The sequence below is a fragment of the Sphingoaurantiacus capsulatus genome, assembly GCF_042648405.1.
GTDB classification, from domain to species: domain Bacteria; phylum Pseudomonadota; class Alphaproteobacteria; order Sphingomonadales; family Sphingomonadaceae; genus Sphingoaurantiacus; species Sphingoaurantiacus capsulatus.
Window position 1 is genome coordinate 359838 of sequence record NZ_JBHRXV010000001.1, and the last position, 16247, is coordinate 376084.

At 70.6% G+C, this 16247-nt stretch carries 18 protein-coding genes; 11 read left to right on the forward strand and 7 right to left on the reverse strand.

Features of this window, described 5'->3' with window-relative positions:
* The first annotated feature begins 122 nt into the window (after positions 1 to 122).
* The 9 genes from ACFOMD_RS01920 to ACFOMD_RS01960 all read left to right on the forward strand — a co-directional run bounded on the left by ACFOMD_RS01920 (position 123) and on the right by ACFOMD_RS01960 (position 10189).
* Positions 123 to 1268 carry a PEP-CTERM sorting domain-containing protein gene (locus ACFOMD_RS01920; protein ID WP_380855960.1) on the forward strand — a complete coding sequence of 382 codons (1146 nt, stop codon included), beginning with the start codon at positions 123 to 125 and terminating at the stop codon, positions 1266 to 1268.
* Between the two features lie 34 nt (positions 1269 to 1302).
* Complete coding sequence (locus tag ACFOMD_RS01925) at positions 1303 to 2451, forward strand: PEP-CTERM sorting domain-containing protein (protein WP_380855963.1); 1149 nt, start codon at positions 1303 to 1305, stop codon at positions 2449 to 2451.
* 18 nt (positions 2452 to 2469) lie between these two features.
* Positions 2470 to 3606 (forward strand): PEP-CTERM sorting domain-containing protein, encoded by a 1137-nt coding sequence (locus tag ACFOMD_RS01930; RefSeq protein WP_380855966.1) that lies wholly within the window; start codon positions 2470 to 2472, stop codon positions 3604 to 3606.
* 333 nt (positions 3607 to 3939) lie between these two features.
* Positions 3940 to 4722, forward strand: coding sequence for a PEP-CTERM sorting domain-containing protein (locus tag ACFOMD_RS01935; protein WP_380855969.1), 783 nt, complete (start codon positions 3940 to 3942; stop codon positions 4720 to 4722).
* Between the two features lie 404 nt (positions 4723 to 5126).
* Positions 5127 to 6257 carry a PEP-CTERM sorting domain-containing protein gene (locus tag ACFOMD_RS01940; RefSeq protein WP_380855972.1) on the forward strand — a complete coding sequence of 377 codons (1131 nt, stop codon included), beginning with the start codon at positions 5127 to 5129 and terminating at the stop codon, positions 6255 to 6257.
* A 441-nt stretch (positions 6258 to 6698) separates the two neighbouring features.
* A complete protein-coding gene (locus ACFOMD_RS01945; protein ID WP_380855975.1) occupies positions 6699 to 7787 on the forward strand; it encodes a hypothetical protein in 1089 nt (362 codons plus the stop codon).
* On the forward strand, positions 7784 to 8791 hold the full coding sequence (locus tag ACFOMD_RS01950) for a phosphotransferase family protein (protein WP_380855978.1): 1008 nt from the start codon (positions 7784 to 7786) through the stop codon (positions 8789 to 8791). Before ACFOMD_RS01945 ends, ACFOMD_RS01950 begins: the two co-directional genes overlap by 4 nt.
* Positions 8788 to 9150, forward strand: coding sequence for a hypothetical protein (locus tag ACFOMD_RS01955; RefSeq protein WP_380855981.1), 363 nt, complete (start codon positions 8788 to 8790; stop codon positions 9148 to 9150). Before ACFOMD_RS01950 ends, ACFOMD_RS01955 begins: the two co-directional genes overlap by 4 nt.
* 358 nt (positions 9151 to 9508) lie before the next feature.
* On the forward strand, positions 9509 to 10189 hold the full coding sequence (locus ACFOMD_RS01960; protein ID WP_380855984.1) for a universal stress protein: 681 nt from the start codon (positions 9509 to 9511) through the stop codon (positions 10187 to 10189).
* Positions 10190 to 10246: 57 nt separating this feature from the next.
* Here ACFOMD_RS01960 and ACFOMD_RS01965 read toward each other — a convergent pair whose 3' ends face one another.
* The 3 genes from ACFOMD_RS01965 to ACFOMD_RS01975 are packed head-to-tail and all read right to left on the reverse strand — an operon-like array spanning position 10247 to position 12127.
* On the reverse strand, positions 10247 to 10846 hold the full coding sequence (locus ACFOMD_RS01965) for a hypothetical protein (RefSeq protein ID WP_380855987.1): 600 nt from the start codon (positions 10844 to 10846) through the stop codon (positions 10247 to 10249).
* Positions 10847 to 10848: 2 nt separating this feature from the next.
* Positions 10849 to 11355, reverse strand: a complete 507-nt coding sequence (locus ACFOMD_RS01970; RefSeq protein WP_380855990.1) for a hypothetical protein — start codon at positions 11353 to 11355, stop codon at positions 10849 to 10851.
* Position 11356: 1 nt separating this feature from the next.
* On the reverse strand, positions 11357 to 12127 hold the full coding sequence (locus tag ACFOMD_RS01975; protein WP_380855993.1) for a hypothetical protein: 771 nt from the start codon (positions 12125 to 12127) through the stop codon (positions 11357 to 11359).
* A gap of 307 nt (positions 12128 to 12434) precedes the next feature.
* On the opposite strand from ACFOMD_RS01975, the gene ACFOMD_RS01980 reads away from it, so the two are divergent.
* Positions 12435 to 13043 carry a LexA family protein gene (locus ACFOMD_RS01980; RefSeq protein ID WP_380855996.1) on the forward strand — a complete coding sequence of 203 codons (609 nt, stop codon included), beginning with the start codon at positions 12435 to 12437 and terminating at the stop codon, positions 13041 to 13043.
* Between the two features lie 313 nt (positions 13044 to 13356).
* On the opposite strand, the gene ACFOMD_RS01985 is transcribed toward ACFOMD_RS01980, so the two are convergent.
* Positions 13357 to 13737 (reverse strand): hypothetical protein, encoded by a 381-nt coding sequence (locus ACFOMD_RS01985; RefSeq protein ID WP_380855999.1) that lies wholly within the window; start codon positions 13735 to 13737, stop codon positions 13357 to 13359.
* 131 nt (positions 13738 to 13868) lie between these two features.
* On the reverse strand, positions 13869 to 14099 hold the full coding sequence (locus ACFOMD_RS01990; RefSeq protein WP_380856002.1) for a hypothetical protein: 231 nt from the start codon (positions 14097 to 14099) through the stop codon (positions 13869 to 13871).
* A 204-nt stretch (positions 14100 to 14303) separates the two neighbouring features.
* Here ACFOMD_RS01990 and ACFOMD_RS01995 point away from each other — a divergent pair, with 204 nt between their 5' ends.
* Entirely contained in the window at positions 14304 to 14603 is a 300-nt protein-coding gene (locus ACFOMD_RS01995) for a hypothetical protein (protein ID WP_380856005.1), read from the forward strand.
* 394 nt (positions 14604 to 14997) lie between these two features.
* Here the strand turns inward: ACFOMD_RS01995 and ACFOMD_RS02000 are convergent, their stop codons facing one another.
* Positions 14998 to 15303: a plasmid stabilization protein gene (locus tag ACFOMD_RS02000; RefSeq protein ID WP_380856008.1), complete on the reverse strand. Its 306-nt coding sequence runs from the start codon at positions 15301 to 15303 to the stop codon at positions 14998 to 15000.
* A gap of 193 nt (positions 15304 to 15496) precedes the next feature.
* Positions 15497 to 16111, reverse strand: coding sequence for a retropepsin-like aspartic protease (locus ACFOMD_RS02005; RefSeq protein ID WP_380856011.1), 615 nt, complete (start codon positions 16109 to 16111; stop codon positions 15497 to 15499).
* Between the last annotated feature and the right edge of the window lie 136 nt (positions 16112 to 16247).

The following is a 16247-nucleotide window of genomic DNA, read 5'->3' on the forward strand; positions in this document are numbered from 1 at the left end:
GTTTTACATTAACCATAAGCCGTTACGCCGCCGTTCCCTCAAGAATGACGGAAATCTGCGGATTCCTGCCGCATGGCGCAGGACTTGCTTCGCGCGCCCCGTCTCAGGGGGAATTCACTGCCATGCGCTCGCTCAAGCTTCTCGCCGCCGCCGCGGGCCTTGCCGCCGCCCACACCGCCGCCACGCCCGCGCTCGCCGCGCCGACCTATACGCTGACCGACATTGGCGACCTGCCCGGTGGGGCGAACAACAGCCAGGCCTACGGCATCAACAATCTCGGCCAGGTGGTCGGCAGCAGTAACGGTACGAATGGGCAAGTCGGCTTCGTCTGGACGAACGGGGTGATGACCGCGTTGCCGAACCTGCCCGGCGGGAACAATTACAACAGCGCGGCGCGCAGCATCAACGATTCCGGCCAGATCGTCGGGACCGGCGTCGGGCTCGGCGCCAGCGGTCAGGCGGTCAACCGCGGCGTCATCTGGCAGAACGGCGTCGCCACCTCGATGGGCGACCTGCCCGGCGGCAACGATTACAGTCTGGCCTATGGCATCAACAACAGCGGACAGGTCGGCGGCACGAGCGCCGCAACCACGTTTACAACATCCGCCCTGTGGCAGAACGGCAGCCTGACCGACCTGGGTGACTTGCCCGGGGCCTCTTCCAGCCAGGGTTTCGCGATTAACAGCAGCGGGCACGTGGTTGGCCAGTCGGTTGTTGGCGGCCAGACGAGGGCGACCCTGTTCGCCAACGGTCAGGCCACCTATCTCGGCGACCTGCCGGGCGGCCTCGTCAGCAGCATCGCCCGCGACATCGGCGACGCCGGCCACATCGTGGGGCAAAGTTCGACGACCAACGGCGTCAGCACCGTGACTCACGCCTTCATGTGGATCAACGGCGTGATGACCGACCTCGGCGACCTTGCCGGTGGCAGCGACGCGAGCATTGCTTACGGCGTCAACAGCGCCGGGCGCGTCGCGGGCTATGGCTTTGACAACACCGGCGTACAGGCGACGATGTGGTTCGACAGCCAGGTCTTCTCGCTCGCCTCGCTGGTCTCGAACCTCGGCGGCTGGCGCCTGAACCAGGCGACGGCGATCAACGAGCGCGGCCAGATCGTCGGCTACGGCGCGGTCGGCGGCGTCACCCGCGCCTTCCTGCTGACGCCCGACAGCTTCGACGACGCGGTCGAGGTGCCGGAGCCGGCGGCGCTCGGCCTGTTCGGTCTCGGCCTGCTCGGGCTGGCGGCGCGCCGCCGCCGCGCCGCCTGATCTCGCTTCCTTTTCGCCAGAAAGACCGGCCCCCATGCGCAAGCTCAGCCTTCTCGCCGCCGCCACGGCGCTCGCCACCGCCCTCGCCGCCGCCATGCCCGCGCTCGCCGCGCCGACCTACACGCTGACCGACATCGGCGACCTCGCCGGCGGGTCGAACTACAGCGTCGCCTACGGCATCAACAACCTTGGCCAGGTCGTCGGCAGCAGCATCGGCGCCAGCGGCCAACAGATCGGCTTCAGCTGGACCAACGGCGTGATGACCGCCTTGCCAAACCTGCCCGGCGGCAACAACTATGGCACCCTCGCGCGCGGCATCAACGATTCCGGTCAGATCGTCGGGAGCGGCATCGGGCTCAATGGCAGCACGCCGGTTAATCGCGGCATCGTCTGGCAGAACGGCGTCGCCACCTCGATGGGTGACCTGCCCGGCGGCGGCGACCTCAGCCAGGGCTGGGGCATCAACGCCAGCGGCCAGGTCGCCGGTACCAGCGCCGCAGCCAGCGGGACGACATCGGCGCTCTGGCAGAACGGCAGCCTGACCAATCTGGGCGACTTGCCCGGGGCGGCTAGCAGCCAGGGCCTCGCCGTCAACAGCAGCGGGCACGTGGTCGGCGTGACCGCCTTTTCCGGCACATCCAAGGCAACGCTGTTCGTCAACGGGCAGGCCACCGACCTCGGCGATCTGCCGGGCGGCGCCGTCAGCAGCGTCGCGCGCGGCATCAGCGACGCCGGCCACATCGTGGGACAGAGCATTACGACCAACGGCTCGACCAATGTGACCCACGCCTTCATGCTGATCAACGGCGTGATGACCGACCTCGGCGACCTCGCCGGCGGCACCAACCAGAGCATTGCCTTCGGCGTCAACAGCGCCGGCCGCGTCGCCGGCTATGGCTTTGACAGCGTCGGCAGCCAGGCGACGATGTGGTTCGACAGCCAGATCTTCTCGCTCGCCTCGCTGGTCTCGAACCTCGGCGGCTGGCGGCTCATCCAGGCGACGGCGATCAACGAGCGTGGCCAGATCGTCGGTTCCGGAACCCTCGGCGGCGTCACCCGCGCCTTCCTGCTGACGCCCGACAGCTTCGACGACGCGGTCGCCGAAGTGCCGGAGCCCGCGGCGCTCGGCCTGTTCGGCCTCGGCCTCGCCGCGCTCCGCCTGCGCCGCCGCCGCGCCGCCTGATCCGCCGAGGAACGCCCCATGCGCTCGCTCAAGCTTCTCGCCGCCGCTGCGGCCCTCGCTACCGCCATGCCCGCGCTCGCCGCGCCGACCTACACGCTGACCGACATCGGCGACCTCGCCGGCGGCAGCAATTACAGCGCCGCCTGGGGGCTCAACAATCTCGGTCAGGTCGTCGGCCAGAGCAGCGGCGCCAGCGGGATGCGCGCCTTCGTCTGGGCCAACGGCACGATGACCGCGCTGCCGACGCTTGCCGGCGCCGGGGGCTTTGGCACGGGCGCGCGCGGCATCAACGATGCCGGCCAGATCGTCGGCAACGGTGTCGGCTTCATCGGCCAGCAGGCGGTGTTTCGCGGCATCGTCTGGCAGGACGGCGTCGCGACCTCGATCGGTGACCTGGCCGGCGGGCCCAACTACAGCGAGGCTTACGCCATCAACAACAGCGGCCAGGTTGCGGGAACGAGCTATGCCACCAGCGGCCAGGCCGCAGCGATCTGGCAGAACGGGTCGCTGAGCGCGCTCGGCGACCTGCCCGGCGGCAGCTCGGCCGGTCTGGGCTATGCGATCAACGCCGATGGCCAGGTGGCCGGGCAAGGCGGCGCTGCGACCGGCACCCGCGCCGCGCTCTACACCCAAGGCCAGGTCACCAACCTTGGCGACCTGCCCGGCGGCGGCGACAGCAGCATCGCGCGTGGCATCAACGACGCCGGCCATGTCGTCGGGCAGAGCAGCACCGTCAACGCCGCCAGCCAGAACGTCACGCACGCCTTCCTGTGGGTGAACGGCGTGATGACCGACCTCGGCGATCTCGCGGGCGGCGCTGACGGCAGTTTCGCCTATGACATCAACAACGCCGGCCGCGTTGTCGGCTACGGCCTCGGCAGCACCGGGGCGGAGGCGGCGATGTGGTTCGGCGGCGAGGTCTTCTCGCTGGGATCGCTCGTCGCCAACCTGGGCGGCTGGCAACTGACGCAGGCGAGCGCCATCAACGAGCGCGGCCAGATCGTCGGCTACGGCCTCCTCAACGGCACCACCCGCGCCTTCCTGCTGACACCGGACGCGTTCGACGACGCGGTCGAAGTCCCCGAACCGGCAGCGCTCGGCCTGTTCGGCCTCGGCTTCCTCGGCCTCGCGCTGCGGCGGCGTCGCAAGGGCTGATCCGCCACACCAGCGGGGGTCCATACGCCGAAGCGTCGGCGCTAATGGATTCCCGCCTTCGCGGGAATGACGATGTTGGGGAACATATCCCCCAAGAAAAGCGACAAACCGTTCGCGAGTCTCACGCGTGAGACGCCCGGGCATGGCGTCGCCATCCCGCCGCCCCTAAGCCCTCAAGGGTCAGGGGGGCGTTTTCCAGCGGCATTTGCGTGAGGGGTCGGCCAGCGGCCCGGTTCGGCAGGGCACGGCCGCACCGGAACATCCGCGGCCGTGCACCCTCTTGCCGCCGGAACCCCCGTTGAACGATACGCAACACGGGGGCTCGAAAAGATCATGCTGAACCTGAAACTGGCGGCGCTCACCGCCGTCGCGCTGACCGCCCTGCCGGCGTCGGCGGCGATCGTGCGCTATGACGTCATCGCCGGCGGCCAGAATAATTCATGGGCGCAGCACACCACCAGCTTTTGCTATTATTCGCCGAGCACGGCGCCGAACTGCGGCAACACCACCCATCATTCCGAGACCAATTTCGGGCTGACCGGACGGTTCATCGTCAACGGCGACAATCTGCCGACCGACACCGACAACAACCCGAACCGCATGTACTACAGCCAGTACAACAACAGCTTCATGACCGCGTCGATGACCAAGACCGGCGGGACGATGGCGCTGCCCACGCCGACCACCGACGGCGGCGACCGCTCGATCATGTACTCGAACGGCAGCACCTATCAGCTCTATGGCCAGACCACCGCCGGCCACGGCTGGCAGTATGAATATCACAGCAACGGCCGCGTCGCCCGCCAGTGGATGCGCGACCAGTTCCTCGACATGTTCCTCTACACGCCGGGCGTGGTGACGAGCGTGATCGACGGCGACCAGTTCGCGACCGCCTTCGGCCCGTTCAACACCAACTCGCACCTGCGCTCGTTCGACCGCATCACCCAGTACACCTGGGACAGCGCCGGCCGGCAGACGAGCTACACCGAGAACACCAAATACGTCTGGGGCCGCGTCCAGTCGATCAACGCCGAACGCGTGCCGGAGCCCGCCGCGCTCGGCCTGTTCGGGCTGGGTGTCGTCGGCCTCGGGCTGCGGCGGCGGCGCAAGGGCTGAGCGCCGTTCACCAGCGTCGAACCCGTCCCGGCCGCACACCCTCACCCTCCCACCGCTTCGCGGCGGGCCCCTCCCTCTCCCGCAAGCGGGCGAGGGGCTGGAGCGGCGTCCCTCTCCCGCCTGCGGGAGAGGAAAGGTGAGGGTGTACCGGCGCGGGCGCGGGCGCATCCACAGAAAAAAGCCACGCTGTCTCACGCCTGAGACGCTCAGGCATTCTGTCGAGCGGCGGCGCTTGCTAGCGCTCATGCCCGTCAGAGGGGCGTTTTCCAGCGGCATTTTGCGTGAGGGGTCGGCAGCGGCCCGGTTCGGCAGGGCACGGCCGATCCGGGGGCATCCGCGGCCGTACGCCCTCCTGCCGCCGAAGCTCCCCGTCTGTTCGAAAAGGATCAGGGGGCTCGTTGACCATGAAGCATCTGAAGCTGGCGGCGCTCGCCGCGACCGCGCTGTTCGCCGCGCCGGCGCTCGCCGCGCCGACCTACACGCTCACCGACATCGGCGACCTCGCCGGCGGGTTCGATTACAGCACCGCCAGCGGCATCAACATCCACGGCCAGGTGGTCGGGGGGAGCAGCACCGTCAGCTCGAGCGGCGCGACCGTTAACCGCGCGTTCGTCTGGACCAACGGCGTGATGACCGAACTGCCGCGGGCGCCCGGCGCCGGCAACACCTTCGGCGACGCCGCGTTCGGCATCAACGATTCAGGCCAGATCGTCGGCAATATGAACGGCCCGGCCGTCATCTGGCAGAACGGCAGCTTCACCCCGCTGAACCCGAGCGGCCCTTCGCCGTCGGCCTATGCGATCAACAACAGCGGCCAGGTGGCGAGCTATGCCGGCGTCCCCGGCGGCAATGTGGCCGCGCGGTGGGAGAATGGCGTGGCGACCGCCTTTGCCGATATCCCGGGCGGCCCCACCTCCTCGACCGGCGCGGCGATCAACAACCACGGCGTGGTGGCCGGGCGCGGCACCGACGCCGCCGGCAATTCCAACGCGGCGATCTTCACCGCCGCCGGGCAGGCGACCAGCCTCGGCGACCTGCCCGGCGGCGGCTTTGCCAGCTCGGCGCAGGGCATCAACGATGCCGGCCACGTCGTCGGATGGGGCAGCGCCGCGACGGGCAGCCGCGCCTTCCTGTGGGTCAATGGCGTGATGACCGACCTCGGCGACCTCGCCGGCGGCGCCAACAGCAGCACCGCCTATGACATCAACAACGCCGGCCGCATCGTCGGCACCGGCTATGATGCCATGGGCAGTCAGGCGCTGATGTGGTTCGAAAGCCAGATCTTCTCGCTCGCCTCGCTGGTCTCGAACCTCGGCGGCTGGCGGCTGACCCACGCGACGGCGCTCAACGAGCGGGGGCAGATCGTGGGCTATGGCCAGTTCAACGGCAACACCCGCGCCTTCCTGCTGACCCCCGACGAGTTCGACGTCGATCCGTCCACCGCCGTCCCCGAACCCGCCGCCCTCACCCTGTTCGGACTCGGCATCGTCGGCCTCGGCCTACGCCGGCGGCGGCGGAAAGCAGCGACCAACTAAAACGACGGGGGTGCCGGTTTGTCTCACGATTGAGACGCTGGGGCATTGAGGCACCCCCGCCCTCCCCGGTAATTTCATGGTGATCGGGGGATCGCCCCCGCTGGCGTGCGTAGCGGCGCCCGCCGGTTTCTCAGCCAGCGGCGCCCGTACGCCGCGGCCCCAGACCGAATGTCCCTCTCCCCCTGACAGGCGGAGGGACCGGGGGAGGGCGGCCATCCGAACTGGACCCTCGGACGGCCGCCCTCTTTTCATTTGGTGTCCCTCTCCCTGGAGGGGAGAGGGCGACTCGCGTCAGCGAGCGGGGTGAGGGTGGTCGCCGGTTAGCGCCCGCCATCCGACCACCCTCTCCCCAACCCCTCTCCCCTCCAGGGAGAGGGGCTCCGAAACCCTCCCCGCAAGCATAGCTTGTTGCTGCACCGCACCCGGTGCCAGCCTCACCCCATGCTCACCAAAGCCGACGATTTCCCCATTCACCAGCGCGCCGAGCCGATCGCCTTCGCGGGCACCGATCGCAATTTCTACGACCGCTATTTCTTCAACGGCTACAGCGCGGACGGCCGCCTGTTCTTCGCCGCGGCGATGGGCATCTACCCGCATCTGAACGTCACCGACGCCGCCTTTTCGCTGGTGCACGGCGGCAAGCAGCGCTCGGTCCTCGCCTCCCGCCTGCTCGGCTTCGAGCGGATGGACACGCAGGTCGCGCCGATCTCGGTGACCGTCGAGGAACCGCTGCAGCGCCTGCGCCTGACGCTCGCGCCCAACGACAGCGGCATCGAGGCGGAGCTGGTCTTCGACGGCCGCGCCTTCCCCATCGAGGAGCCGCGCTTCACCCGCCGCATCGGCACCCGCACCCTGATGGACGTGACGCGGATGACGCAGAACGGCCGCTACACCGGCTGGATCAGCCTTGACGGCCAGCGCCACGACGTCGCCGGCATGCTGGGAACGCGCGACCGCAGCTGGGGCGTGCGCCCCATCGGCGCGGCCGACCCGCAGCCGCCCGTGCCGATGGCGATGCCGCAATTCTATTGGCTGTGGGCGCCGCTCAACTTCCCCACCCACCAGCTCTATTTCCACACCAACGACGACGGCGACGGCCAGCCGTGGAACCGCTCGATGCTGCTGATCGGCCCGGACGGTACCCCGCGCAAATTGTGGGACGTGCGCTCGAAGCTCAGCTTCAAGCCCGGCACCCGCCACGCCAGCGCCGCGACGATCGAAGGCACCGGCACCGACGGCCCGGTCAAGGTCGAGCTGACCGTCCACGACACCTTCTTCATGCAGGGCATCGGCTACGGCCACCCGACCCGCGCCCACGGCACCTTCCACGGCGAGCATTCGGTAGTGACCGAGACCATCGACACCGCGACCGCCGACGAGGGCACGATCCCGCTCAACCATATCCAGGCGCTGGTCACCGCCAAGCTGACACTGCCCGGCGGCCAAGAGGACGGCCGCGGCGTCCTCGAACAGCTGATCATCGGCCCGCACGCCCCGTCCGGCTTCACCGGCATCTTCGATCTGGCATGAGCGACAACATTGAGGCCTTGCTGGAAAAATGCCTCTCCATCCGCTGGGGCCAGCCGGTCAGCGTCTCGGGCCTCAAGCGCTTCCACGGCGGCGCCGCGCGCGAGACCTACCGCTTCGACGCCACCAGCGGCGGCACCACCCGCGGCCTCGTCCTGCGCCGCGACCCCGCCTCCAGCCTGATCGAGACCGACCGCCGCACCGAATTCGCCGCGCTCGCCGCCGTCCACGGCAGCGAAGTCCCCGTCCCCGAACCGCTGTTCGTCGACGAGAGCGGCGCCGAGCTGGGCGCGCCCGGCTTCATCATGTCCGAAGTTGCCGACGTGAAGCCCGGCGGCATCCTCACCCCCGACGCCTATGCCCCGCACGGCGCGTGGGTCGGCGAGCAGATGTTCACCATCCTCGGCCACATCCACGCCGCCGACCCCGCCGCTTTCGTCACCGGCACCCCGCCGCCCGCCCCCGAAGACTGCTGGCGCCAGCGCCTCGACCATTGGGCCGCGGCGGTCACCGCCGACGCGCTCGGCCCGGAGCCGATCTTCTGGGCGGGCGTCCGCTGGCTGGAACGCAACCCGCCGCCGACGCCCAGCCGCCTCGCCATCGTCCACGGCGACTATCGCTCGGGCAATTTCCTCGTCGACGACAATGGCCGCATCGGCGCGATCGTCGATTGGGAGATGGCGCACATCGGCGACCCGCTCGAGGACCTCGCCTGGGCGATGGACCCCTTGTGGAGCCACGGCAGCCCCGGCCGTCCCGCCGGCACCGTCGACGAGGCCACCGCCATCGCCCATTGGCGCCGGACCAGCGGGCTGACCGTGGACCCCACCGCCTTCGCCTGGTGGCGCGTCTATGCGCAGGTGATGGGCCTCGCCATCTGGATCTCGTCGGCGCGCGAGGTGGCGTCGGGCCGCTCGATCGACCCGATCATGGTCTTCTCGTCGCTCTACACCTACCGCTTCCACAACCGCACGCTCGCCGCCACCTTGCGGAGCCTCGCCGCATGAGCCTCACCCCCGCCCAGCTCACCGTCACCCTCGGCATGGCGCAACTGACGATGGTAGCCCCCGCGCTCGAAGGCACCTACGCCGGCGGCACCGCCGCGACACTCGGCCTCGCGCTGATCCTCGTCGCGCAGGACAGCGCGACCTGGGACGCGCGGCAGGTGCGGGAGAGCGAAGGCGCCGCCGAACTGCTGGCCAGCGCCGGCGCCCCGGTGCCGGAAGGCCACGACCCCCGCCTCGCCGCGTTGGACACCCTGCTCGCCGAAACGCAGGATCCCGCCCTCACCCGCCGCATCCTCGATTTCTACGTCGAGATCACCGAAGCGGCGGCGGTCACCCCCCCACCGCTTCCCTCTCCCTAGAGGGGAGAGGGCGACTCGCGATAGCGAGCGGGGTGAGGGTGGTCGCCGGCTGGCACCCGCGCTCCGACCACCCTCTCCCCAACCCCTCTCCCCTCCAGGGAGAGGGGCTCGCGCCCACCGCCAAGACCTCCCTCCGGAAGCGAGGCTCGCCCCACCGCCAAAGACCTCCCCTCCCCGAGGGGGAGGGGTAAGGGGTGGGCTGACCGGGCATCGGGTTACCGGGAAGACCAACCGCACCCATAGAACCCACCCCCAACCCCTCCCCCTCGGGGAGCGGAGAAGCGCCCCGCGCCAACCCGTCGCATATAAAAATTCCTATAGTAACGCCCCCGCCGCCACCGCTCTAAGCCGGTCACCGATGGTGTCCCCTCCTCTCCATCCGCGCTGGCTCGCCCGGCCGCGCACCCTGCTGCTCGCTGCCCCCGAGCACAGCCCCGCCGCCGCCCGCGCCGCGCAACTCGCCGCGCGCTGGCAGGCGGCGGTGGTGCCGCTGCCTGACGATGACCCCGATGCGATCGCTGCCGAAGTCGCTCGCGCCACCGCCGACCTGATCATCGCCGACGGCCTGTCTCCCGAGATCGAACGCCTCGCCTGCGCCAGCCCCCGCCCGCTGCTCGCGGTAAAGACCCCGCCCGCCGGCCCGCACCGCAAGCTGCTCGTCGCTGTCGATCATTCGGCGCGCGGCGCCCGGTCGCTCGACCTGCTGCAGGCCTTCCCCGACGCGGCCATCGAGCTGGTCCACGCCTATCATTTGCCGTTCCGCGATGTCGTCGGCGCCGACCCCGCGCTCCCCGCCGGCCTCGAACACACCCCCACCCCGCCGCCGCTCGCGCTCCGCGGCTTCCGCGTCGACAACCGCCTTGGCACGCCGGAGAAGCTGCTCGTCGAGGCGGTCACCACCGGCGCCCACGACCTCGCGATCGTCGCCACCCACGGCGCGCACGACCTCGGCGTCTCCCTCATCGGCCGCACCGCCGCCGCCCTGCTCGCCGGGCTGCCGTGCGATGTCCTGATGGTGCCGACGGCGGACAGGCGCTAGCCCCTCTCCCTTGAGGGGAGAGGGCGACTCGCGTCAGCGAGCGGGGTGAGGGTGGTCTCAGGACGGAGCCAGCTCTCCGACCACCCTCTCCCCAACCCCTCTCCCCTCCAGGGAGAGGGGCTCTTCCTCCGGCACCACGCACCGATGCCGCGCCAGCGACGCCTCCAGGTCAAACCCCCGCGCCGCGGCGAACTCCACGATCTGAGCGGGCGTTTTGTACATCGTACCCAGCCACCAATCGCCCTTGCCCGTCGGCGCGCAGAACCAGCCGCCGTTGCGCATCGTGCGCAGGAAGTTCGCGGCTTCGGACAGCAGCGGCGCCGGCACCTCGATGCCGTCCGCCACCACCGCGCGCGGCGGCTTCTTGCGCGTCTTCATTGCCTTCAGCGCATGGCGGGCGGCGCGTTCGCGGGCGACGAACTCGGCGCGGGCCTTGCGCAGCCGCTCCGCCCCGCGTTCGAGCAGCCAGCGCTTCACCGTCATCGGCGCGGCGCGGAAGATCACCTCGCAGTCGTCATAGCCGTGCGCGATGTACACCGCGTCGAAATCGGGCGGGCACGCGCGCGGCGGCTTGGGCGGCGGCGAGGCGCGCTTCGGCTTGGCTTGAGCGGGGGTCGCCGTTAGGTCGTCAGGATCATATTGGGGCGCGGTGGCCATCGTCAGTCTCCAGTCTTGGTCTTGTTGCTTTGGGGGTTACGTCGGGTGGTCGAGCGCCCCAGCCGCCGCGCGAGCTTCGCCAGCCCGGCCGCGACCTTCGCGCGTTCGTTATCGGTGATCGGCCGGCTGCGCGGTGCCGCCCGCCCCGCCTCGCGCGCCAGCCGGTCGAGGCGGTAAAGCCGCCGCTGCCGCTCCCCCATCTCCTCGCGCACCTGCCCGATCAGCTCGGCGGCGGTCGGCATGAAGCGGCTGCTGAGCGCCGCCCGCCGGCAGGCGAGATCGAGCAAATCGGCGGGCAGATGCGCGAGATCGTCGATCAGCAGGTTCATCCGAGCCGCCGCTTCGGCATCGGACAGGCTCGCCGCGACGGGAAAGCGCAGCGCCAGCATCGTCAGCAGCCGCACCCGCACCCCCTCCTCGGCCGGCGCCAGCGCGGTCGCATAGGCCCGCGCGGCGGCGGCCAGCGGCGCGGCATCCTCGCGCGCCACGGCAGGCGGATAGAAGGCCACGCTATCCAGCTCCGCCGGCGTGACGCAGCCGGGCAAGGCCGGCGCGGACCAGCGGGCTGGCGAGGTCGGCAAGCTCTGGCCCGCCGGGGTCGAAGCTGCCGGCAGCTGCGTCGCTGCCTGCCCCTCGCTCGGGGGCCGCGTTGCCGGCACGGCGGCCCGTGCGGCGGGGATTTCTTGGTGTTTCATCGTCAGCTTTCCGCAGCCAGTTGCGCCAGGCGGCATCCCAGTCGTGCTTGCGGGCATTGGCGCCCGCCGCGGCGGCCCAGTGATCGCGGAAGCGCGCCAGCTCCCGCTCCAGCCGCCCGGCCGGCCACAAGGCGACCATGTCGGCCTCGGGCATCGGCAAGGGCGCCGGCTGCCAGCGCGGGATCAGCCGCTCGCCGCGTCCGCGTCGGTTTCGGGTTGGGGGGTTAAGGGGGGGTGGAGGGGTCTGGGGAGGCGGGGGACCATCGGGGGGAAGGAGGGCGGGACCGTCCGCGCCCGTGTCCGGCGCTGTCGCGGGACGCGGGGCGTCGGTCGCGGGACACGCCCCACCGGTCGCGCGACCTTCCGGGGACGGCGTGCTCTCGGCGTCGAACGATGCCTCCGCGTCGCCCTCGAACAGATCGGCCCCGGCCGCCCGCGCGCGCTGCCGCCGCTTGCGGTCCCGCTCCGCCGCCCGCCGCGCCGCATCGGGCGCCCGCGCGGCCTCGACCGCATCGACCGCCAGCGCGATCGCCTCGGCCGGCGCCCCGGCGGCGGCCAGCGCGCGGATGAGTTCAGCGGTGGTCATGCCCCCTCTCCCTCGAGAGGAGAGGGAGGGGCCCAGCCGGAGGCTGGGAGGGTGAGGGTGATCTCCGGACGCAGCACGCCGCCATAAGATCGGCCACCACACCAACCAACCGTCATACCGGCGAAAGCCGGTATCCAGTCGATGGCCGGTCTGGATACCGGCTTTCGCCGGTATGACGGGTCGATGGGAGCAAGGGCGGCATGAGTCGTCACGCGCCAAAACTGGCCGCATTGGCCAATCTCTGTCAAGCCAATATGGCTAACTTTTCGCTTTACCGCCTTGGCCGCCCTGGCTATGGAGAGTCGCGATGGACCGCCGCCCACCCAACCGTATCCGCCAACTCCGCAAGGCCCGCGGCCTGACGCTCGAGCAGCTGGCGGCGCTCGTCCCCAACCCCGACACCGGGGCGGCGACCGACGTCTCCACCATCTCGAAGCTCGAACTGTCGAAGCGCGCGCTGACCACCGACTGGATGCAGCGCCTCGCCGGCGCGCTCGGCGTCGAGCCCGCGGCGCTGCTCGACTCCGGCGTCGACTTCACCCCTGTGCGCCGCGTGCCCTTGGTCGGCCGCATCGCCGCCGGCAACTGGCGCGAGGCGATCGAGGATCCGCTGAGCCTCGTCCCCTGCGAAAGCGGCGGCCCCGCCACCTTCGCGCTGATCGCCGAGGGCGACAGCATGGACAAGCTCGTCCCGCCGGGCGGCCGCATCTACATCGACCCCGACGATTTCGGGCTTCGCGACGGCAAATATTATGCGGTGATGAAGGACGGCGAGACCACTTTCAAACGCTTCCGCGCCAGCCCCGCCCGGCTCGAACCCTGCTCGACCAACCCCATCCACCAGCCGATCGACATCGGCCGCGAGCCCTTTACCGTGATCGGCCGGGTGGTGGGGACGTGGCAGGATTTCGACTAAGGCGCCAGCGGGAGGCCGCGCCGGCCGCTTCCGGTTCAGGTGAAGAGCCCGCTACCCACACACCCGTCATACCGGCGAAAGCCGGTATCCAGACCGGCCGCCGAACTGGATACCGGCTTTCGCCGGCATGACGGATTGGATTGGTGGGCGTGGGGAAAGCACCTCCCCTCCCCGAGGGGGGTAAGGGGTGGGCTCACGAAGCGGCGGCTGGCCCGATGGCTACGGCTCGCCCCAACACCCACCCCTTACCCTCCCCTTCGGGGAGGGGAGGTTTCCGGCGCCGCGATCAACGATCAGCGGCCGATCGGCCCCCTCACCACTTCGCCGGTTCCTTCACCACCCGCTGCCGCGCCGGCGTGGACCGCGGCAGCAATGCCGGCGCCGCCTCCACCGCAGCCACCGTCCGCGCCCTGCGCCGCCGCGCGATCAGCAGCGGCGGGGTGGCGGCGCCGAGCAGCAGGCTCGCCACCATCGCAACGTCGTGAATCCCGAGCACCCGCCACACCAGCGGCCCCGCCGACCAGCGGCCGGTGCGCTCGACATGATAGGCGGCGGCCAGGGTCAGCGGCACCGCCACCAGCCCGCACGCCACCGCGTTCGCGATGAGCGCGAACTTCACCAGCTCGCGCAGGCGCGGGAAGCGTCGGCGCGGCGGGACGGAGGAGGACGCCCCGGCGGGCGCGGCCTGCAGCATGAGCACAGCATATGCCTGCTTGCCGCGCAACAAAAGTGACATGATTCCGCTGACCTGTCAGCCGGTTAGTCGCAGGATTCGGCCCCGCGCCGGCGGCGCGCGAGCCCCGCCGATCGCCGCGGTGCCCGCCCCTACGGCCAGACCGGCGCCACCCAGGTCAGCGGCTGCAGGAACACCCGGCCATATTCGAGGCAGACCGACGCCTCCCCCGCCTCGACCGCGTCCTGCAGCGCGGCCTCGCGGGTCGGGCGCAGCGGCCCCCAAGGCCGCTGCCCGACCATGAACACCCAGCCCACCGGCGCGCGCTCGCCGCGCAGGGAGCGCAGGCGGCGATTGACGGCGGCAGGGCGGAAATCGGGCATGAGTCGGCTTTCGGAAAGGAGAACATAAACAGAACATGGTGGCGGTGCGAGTCAATCGCCGATCCAGTCCGATCCGCTACGGGCGGTAATTTATGGCCGGATCGTCCAGCGGGAAAGGTTGTGCCGAAATAGCCATATCGGCCAATATGGCGCCAAGCGGCGGCATCGGGATCGCCGCCGACCTTCACCGAAAGCCGCCCCCCCATGAGCCTCCCCGCCGCGCATTTGCCGCTCGACCCGCTGCATATCGAGGCGCTGCGCCTCGCCGTCGGCGCCGCGCATATCCTCGGCATGCCCGACGCCGACACCGCCGCCCGCGCCGACCACCCGCTGTGGACCGCCGCGCTCCTCATCCATGAGGTCGCCACCAGCCCCGCCTGGAAAGCCGGCGCACCGCGCCCGGCCGGCGCCGTCGAGGTGGCGCTCAATGCGGCGCGCCGCCTGACCGACGCGGCGTTCGTGGCGCTGGCCGCCCATCCGGAGCGGGAGCGGCAGGCGGCCTGAGCGGCCGCCACACCCTCACCTGTCCTCTCCCGCAGGCGGGAGAGGGACGCCAATCACGATGCCGCCGTTCCCCTCAACCCCTCGCCCGCTTGCGCGACGGAGACGCTAACCCACCACTCCGTCGCCCCCTTCACCCCTCGCCCTCTTGCGGGAGAGGGAGGGGCCCGTCCTCCGTAGCTTTAGCGAAGGAGGATGGGAGGGTGAGGGTGTCCGGCGTCGGGCCGGGCGAGCGCTAACCCGCCGCTTCCCAACCACGTCATCCAGGCGAAGGCCGGGATCCATGCGGCGGTGGGTATGGATCCCGGCCTTCGCCGGGATGACGAAACGGGGTGGAGCGGTGGCGCCGAGCTGGCGCCGATGGGTCGAGATCGCGGGCGGGCGGGCGGCGAGCGGCTCAGCCCTTCGCCCGCTTGCGCCGCGTCTCCCACCCCTTCTTTGCCGCCGCCGAGCGGTCAGCCGCCGAGCGCGTCGCCGACGCCGCGCCACCTTTGCGGCCGCCTTTCCGCGACGACAGCTTGCTATCCGGCTTGCCCCGCCCCGAGCCCGACAAATTTCCCCCGCCCGACTCCTTGTTCACCGTCGCCCAGGCGCGGGCCTCGGCTTCCTTTTTCGGGACGCCGCGCTCCTCATAGCCTTCCTCGATGTGGGCAGCCTTGCGCTTCTGCTTGTCGGTGTAGGCGGTTTTGTCGCCACGGGGCATGGCAGCTCTCCTCAGCTCGCGCGCCCCTCGCTCGCGGGGTCAACGAAGCGAAGGCCCGCCGGTTGCCGCCGAAAGCCCCTCTCCCTGGAGGGGAGAGGGGTTGGGAGAGGGTGGTCCGAGAGCAGGCACCACGCGGCGACCACCCTCTCCCCGCTCGCTGTCGCGAGTCGCCCTCTCCCCTCCAGGGAGAGGGTTATTCCGTCCCGCTCGCCGCTGCCGCCCCGCCCGTGCAGCTCTCCGCCGCGTCCACCGGCGCCGGGTCCTTGTCCTCGGCGATCAGGTACAAGATCGGCTTCGCCACATCGATCACCCCGCGATGCTCCTTCATCACGTCCTGCCCGATGATGCCGTCGACGCGCTTGCCCGGCGCCAGCGGCGACAGCATGCGGACCACCGGCGTCAGGTCGGCGGTCATCATCCGCGTCTGCCGGATGGCAATGCCGCCGATCGTCAGGCTGTCGAGCGTCCACACCCCGGCCTTCTGCGCGCCGCCGACGCCCACCCCCACCGCCGGCATCAACCCGCCCAGCGCCGGCTTCAGCTTATAGTCGGCGGCGAGCGGCGCATGCAGCGTGCTGATGTTCGCGCCGGTATCGAGCACGAACACGCCCTTCCGCCCGTTCACCACCGCCTCGACGAGATGATGCCCGGTCAGCACCTCGGTCACCGGCACCGCGCTGAAGCCGAGCAGGCACAGCGCGCGATCGACGCTGCCGGCGTCCTGCGGGCGATAGTCGGGCGTCTTGGTCAGCGCCTGGTCGCAGGCGGCGAGGAGCGACAGGGCGGCAAGGGTGGGGAGGAGGCGCATGGAGGGTGGAAGCCGCGAGGGCGGGCGCGGGTTCCAGCCGGGGCGGGATGTCGCGCCCCGCTTCCCCTCTCCCTTGAGGGGAGAGGGGATTTTGCGAGGGTTGGCCGAGCCTCCCCCACCGTCATCCCGGCGAAGG

Excerpts from the sequence above, each read along its gene's own strand:
- ACFOMD_RS01990 (WP_380856002.1), bottom strand. The coding sequence starts at position 14,099 with ATGCCCGATTTCCGCCCTGCCGCCGTCAATCGCCGCCTGCGCTCCCTG.
- ACFOMD_RS01995 (WP_380856005.1), top strand. The coding sequence starts at position 14,304 with ATGAGCCTCCCCGCCGCGCATTTGCCGCTCGACCCGCTGCATATCGAG.
- ACFOMD_RS01920 (WP_380855960.1), top strand. The coding sequence starts at position 123 with ATGCGCTCGCTCAAGCTTCTCGCCGCCGCCGCGGGCCTTGCCGCCGCC.
- ACFOMD_RS01945 (WP_380855975.1), top strand. The coding sequence starts at position 6,699 with ATGCTCACCAAAGCCGACGATTTCCCCATTCACCAGCGCGCCGAGCCG.
- ACFOMD_RS02000 (WP_380856008.1), bottom strand. The coding sequence starts at position 15,303 with ATGCCCCGTGGCGACAAAACCGCCTACACCGACAAGCAGAAGCGCAAG.
- ACFOMD_RS02005 (WP_380856011.1), bottom strand. The coding sequence starts at position 16,111 with ATGCGCCTCCTCCCCACCCTTGCCGCCCTGTCGCTCCTCGCCGCCTGC.
- ACFOMD_RS01935 (WP_380855969.1), top strand. The coding sequence starts at position 3,940 with ATGCTGAACCTGAAACTGGCGGCGCTCACCGCCGTCGCGCTGACCGCC.
- ACFOMD_RS01960 (WP_380855984.1), top strand. The coding sequence starts at position 9,509 with ATGGTGTCCCCTCCTCTCCATCCGCGCTGGCTCGCCCGGCCGCGCACC.
- ACFOMD_RS01980 (WP_380855996.1), top strand. The coding sequence starts at position 12,435 with ATGGACCGCCGCCCACCCAACCGTATCCGCCAACTCCGCAAGGCCCGC.
- ACFOMD_RS01930 (WP_380855966.1), top strand. The coding sequence starts at position 2,470 with ATGCGCTCGCTCAAGCTTCTCGCCGCCGCTGCGGCCCTCGCTACCGCC.
- ACFOMD_RS01975 (WP_380855993.1), bottom strand. The coding sequence starts at position 12,127 with ATGACCACCGCTGAACTCATCCGCGCGCTGGCCGCCGCCGGGGCGCCG.
- ACFOMD_RS01985 (WP_380855999.1), bottom strand. The coding sequence starts at position 13,737 with ATGCTGCAGGCCGCGCCCGCCGGGGCGTCCTCCTCCGTCCCGCCGCGC.
- ACFOMD_RS01950 (WP_380855978.1), top strand. The coding sequence starts at position 7,784 with ATGAGCGACAACATTGAGGCCTTGCTGGAAAAATGCCTCTCCATCCGC.
- ACFOMD_RS01965 (WP_380855987.1), bottom strand. The coding sequence starts at position 10,846 with ATGGCCACCGCGCCCCAATATGATCCTGACGACCTAACGGCGACCCCC.
- ACFOMD_RS01925 (WP_380855963.1), top strand. The coding sequence starts at position 1,303 with ATGCGCAAGCTCAGCCTTCTCGCCGCCGCCACGGCGCTCGCCACCGCC.
- ACFOMD_RS01955 (WP_380855981.1), top strand. The coding sequence starts at position 8,788 with ATGAGCCTCACCCCCGCCCAGCTCACCGTCACCCTCGGCATGGCGCAA.
- ACFOMD_RS01940 (WP_380855972.1), top strand. The coding sequence starts at position 5,127 with ATGAAGCATCTGAAGCTGGCGGCGCTCGCCGCGACCGCGCTGTTCGCC.